The organism is Saccharomonospora halophila 8, from assembly GCF_000383775.1.
Classification (GTDB): Bacteria; Actinomycetota; Actinomycetes; order Mycobacteriales; family Pseudonocardiaceae; genus Saccharomonospora; species Saccharomonospora halophila.
Genome location: NZ_KB912517.1, coordinates 3,741 through 7,188, shown reverse-complemented (window position 1 = coordinate 7,188; position 3,448 = coordinate 3,741). Strand labels below are relative to the sequence as shown.

Annotated in this window: 5 protein-coding genes; 3 read left to right on the top strand and 2 right to left on the bottom strand. The window is 73.4% G+C overall.

Features of this window, described 5'->3' with window-relative positions; translation table 11 throughout:
* On the bottom strand, positions 1-1,311 hold a 1,311-nt coding region (locus SACHA_RS20840; RefSeq protein WP_019808467.1), incomplete at its 3' end, for a PTS transporter subunit EIIC.
* Between the two features lie 211 nt (positions 1,312-1,522).
* Between SACHA_RS20840 and SACHA_RS0107490 the strand changes: the two genes are divergently transcribed.
* Together SACHA_RS0107490 and SACHA_RS0107485 are read left to right on the top strand one after the other, a co-directional pair.
* Positions 1,523-1,759, top strand: coding sequence for a glucose PTS transporter subunit EIIB (locus SACHA_RS0107490; RefSeq protein WP_019808465.1), 237 nt, complete (start codon positions 1,523-1,525; stop codon positions 1,757-1,759).
* A 29-nt stretch (positions 1,760-1,788) separates the two neighbouring features.
* Positions 1,789-2,232 carry a PTS sugar transporter subunit IIA gene (locus SACHA_RS0107485; RefSeq protein ID WP_232211833.1) on the top strand — a complete coding sequence of 148 codons (444 nt, stop codon included), beginning with the start codon at positions 1,789-1,791 and terminating at the stop codon, positions 2,230-2,232.
* Between the two features lie 33 nt (positions 2,233-2,265).
* On the opposite strand, the gene SACHA_RS0107480 is transcribed toward SACHA_RS0107485, so the two are convergent.
* Positions 2,266-2,709 carry a QcrA and Rieske domain-containing protein gene (locus SACHA_RS0107480; protein WP_019808461.1) on the bottom strand — a complete coding sequence of 148 codons (444 nt, stop codon included), beginning with the start codon at positions 2,707-2,709 and terminating at the stop codon, positions 2,266-2,268.
* Positions 2,710-2,792: 83 nt separating this feature from the next.
* Between SACHA_RS0107480 and SACHA_RS0107475 the strand changes: the two genes are divergently transcribed.
* Complete coding sequence (locus tag SACHA_RS0107475; protein WP_019808459.1) at positions 2,793-3,197, top strand: hypothetical protein; 405 nt, start codon at positions 2,793-2,795, stop codon at positions 3,195-3,197.
* The last annotated feature ends 251 nt before the right edge of the window (positions 3,198-3,448 follow it).

The following is a 3,448-nucleotide window of genomic DNA, read 5'->3' as shown; positions in this document are numbered from 1 at the left end:
GTCCTGCCCGCGCGGTGCCGTGTCCGGGTCCGGGGCCGTCTCCCGGTCCGCCGCGCGGCCGTCGCCCCCGGCCTCCTCGCCGCTCACCCCACCGTCCGTGTCGACGGAGGAACCGCCGGATCCGTCGTCCTCGCGACCCGGCGTGCGGAGGTTCCAGCGGAGGATCACCCAGCGGAACAGCAGGTAGTACACCACCCCGTAGCCGAGACCGATCGGAATGAGCAGCCACGCCTTGTCGGCGGCGGGAGCGCCCGCGTTGAGCACGAAGTCGATGGCGCCCGCGGAGAACGAGAAGCCCAGGTGGATGTCCAGCGCGTTGACCAGTGCCATCGACAGTCCGGTCAGCAGCGCGTGCAGAACGTAGAGCGGCCATGCCACGAACATGAACGAGAACTCGATCGGTTCGGTCACGCCGGTGAGGAAGGCCGTGAGCGCGGCGGAGACCATGATCCCGCCGACCATCGTCCGCTGCGCCGGACGCGCGGTCCGCCAGATCGCCAGCGCGGCGGCGGGCAGCGCGAACATGAAGATCGGGAAGAACCCGGTCATGAACGCGCCCGCCCCGGGGTCGCCGTCGAAGAAGTTGTTCAGGTCACCGCCGTCGAAGACGAACCACACCGGGACGTTGAGCAGCTGGTGCAGGCCCACCGGGATGAGCAGCCGGTTGAGTGCACCGTAGACGCCGCCGCCGACGACCGCGTCGCTGGTCACCGCCTCGCCCGCCGCGTTGAGGGCGGCGTCGATCGGCGGGAAGACCAGCCCGAAGGCGACTCCGAGCAGCAGCAGCACGAACGAGTTCAGGATGGGCACGAACCGGCGCCCGCCGAAGAACGCGAGGTAGGGCGGGAGCTTCACCCGGTGGAACCGCTGCCACAGGACCGCCGTGACCAGCCCGACGACCACGCCGGACAGCACGCTGTACGGCCACGTGATCGGCCGGGTCAGCCAGCCCGGATCGTAGCCCCGCATCTCCTCGACCGGGGCGAAGACCTGAACCACCCGGGTGAACACCACGAACCCGACCACGGCCGCGACACCGGTGGAGCCGTCGCCTTTCCGCGCGAAGCCCACCGCGATGCCCACGGCGAACAGCAGCGGCAGCCAGTCGAACAGACCGCCGCCCGCCGCGGCGAGGACCTCCGCGACACCCTCGGTGGCGGGCCATCCGCCGAGCATGTCCTCCTGGCCCAGCCGCGACATCAGCCCGGCGGCGGGCAGCGTGGCGATGGGCAGCATGAGACTGCGGCCGAACCGCTGCAGCGCGGCGAAGGCCCGGCTCCCGCGCTTCGGTGTCCCGGTGGTCGTGGTCACGGGCGACCTCCCTGCGTGCGCGGTGCGGGAGTGCCGGACGGACGTGGGCCCGGGTCCGGCCCGTGTCCTCGCCAGGGACGGGTCCCGCTTGGTACGGTCGGTATGGTCTGGACCACTCGAAGAGTGCTCCGCCACACGATCCGGTGTCAACCGCCGTTCGAGGGCTCACCGGTGCGGGGAGGTGGCGGCCGGAAACCGGGGGAGGCCCGTGATGGCGGACGACAGACCGGCCACGATCCTGGCGGCGCTCGGGGGCGCGGCCAACGTCCTCGACATCGAGGGATGCATCACGCGACTGCGCTGTGAGCTGCGGGACGGATCCGTGGTGGACGAGGCCGCGCTCCGCCGGGCCGGGGCACACGGCGTCCTGACGGCGGGCACCGCCGTGCAGGTCGTGGTGGGGCCCGAGGCGGACACGGTCGCCGAGGACATCCGGGACCTGCTGTGAACCCGCCGACACCGGCCGGGAACCTCCGGGTGCTCAGTCCCGTCCCGGGCACGGCGGTGCCGCTGCAGTCCGTGCCGGACCCGGTGTTCGCACAGGGCCTGGTGGGTCCCGGGGCCGCCGTCGAGCCGGACGACGGGGACGGCGCCGCCTGCGCCCCGATCGCGGGCACCGTGACCACCGTGCGATCACACGCGTTCGTGATCGAGGCCGACGACGGTCGGGCGATCCTGGTGCACCTGGGCATCGACACGGTCGGACAGCAGGGGGCGGGTTTCACCCCGCGCGTGGCCCGGGGCGCGCGAGTGGGCGCGGGGGACCCGGTCGTCGGATGGGTTCCCGCGGACGTCCGGGCCGCGGGTTACTCGGCCGTGGTGCCGGTGGTCGCGCTGGACGCCGCCGGTGCGGTGCTGGCGGACCTGGTCGACGTCGGGCGCGTGACCGCGTCCGACGTACTGTTCCACTGGACGGGGTGAGGTCCCGGCATACCGGAGGGCCGGTCCGGTGTGTCAGGCGGTGACGACGCGGTCGTCCCGGATCCGGACGTCGATGCCCGGCAGCGGGCGATCCGCCGGACCACGGTTCACCGCACCCGTGAAGGCGTCGAACGTGGAGCCGTGGCACGGACAGCGCAGTTCGGCCCGGTCCGGCCGGACCGTGCAGCCCTGATGGGTGCACACCGCGCTGAACGCGGCGACCGCGGACTCCGACGGCCGGGAGACGACGGCCTCCTTCCCGTCGGGTGTGGTGACCGGGATCGAACCCCCCACCGGAACCTCGTCCAGCGTGGCCAGGGTCGTGCCCGCGGGAACGTCGCCGGTGTCCCGGCCGTCCGCGCCCCCGTCCGGTCCGGAGCCGCCACAGGCGGTGAGGGCGGCGCCGCCCGCGACGGCACCCGCGACGGCGGCACCCGTGGTCAGCACCGTGCGCCGGGAATGGTTCCGTCCGCTCATGGCCCCACGGTAGCGCGTGCGGGACCATGCCACCGGTGACGTGTGCGCGGAGGAACCCCGCACACCGGAACGGAGGCGGTCCCGTGCTTGTCGAACGGGTTCTGCGCGGCCTCGTCGCGGCGGGGCTGCTGGGGTCGGCCTGGGTGCACCTGTCCGTGTGGCTCGACTGGGCGCGGGACACCGCCGTGGTGGGGCCGCTGTTCCTGGTCAATGTCGTGGCGGGGGTGGTGATCGCGGTGGCGGTGGTGGTGTCGCGGCATCCGCTCTCCGCGCTCGCGGCGGTAGGATTCGGAGTCGCCACCCTGGCCGCGTACGTGCTGTCGCTGACGGTCGGCTTCTTCGGGGTGCACGAGCGGTTCGCCACGCGGGCGGAGCTCTGGGGGGTGATCACCGAGGCGGCCTGCGTGGTGTTCGGGCTCGTCCTCCTCACACCGACCCTGCGGCGCGGGCGGCACCGGGTGGACCCGGCCGCGGGCGACCGGCCCTGAACGCGCTTCCGGACCACACCATCGGGTGAGATCCGACGGACCGGACGCGAACGGTCCGTTCGGTGCGACACTCCGGTGGCCCATCGCCGCGCGCGGCGGCACGGTGCCCGCATGCACTGGTTCCCGACCTGCCTCCTGGCGGGTGCCCTCGGTGGCGCCACGGGCACGCTCACCGCGCGGGCGCTGTCCCGGGCCGCGCGGCCCGCACCCGTGTCCGTCGGCATCTGTGCCGCCGGGACGGCTCTGGTATG

Excerpts from the sequence above, each read along its gene's own strand:
- SACHA_RS0107490 (WP_019808465.1), top strand. The coding sequence starts at position 1,523 with ATGGCGGACGACAGACCGGCCACGATCCTGGCGGCGCTCGGGGGCGCG.
- SACHA_RS0107480 (WP_019808461.1), bottom strand. The coding sequence starts at position 2,709 with ATGAGCGGACGGAACCATTCCCGGCGCACGGTGCTGACCACGGGTGCC.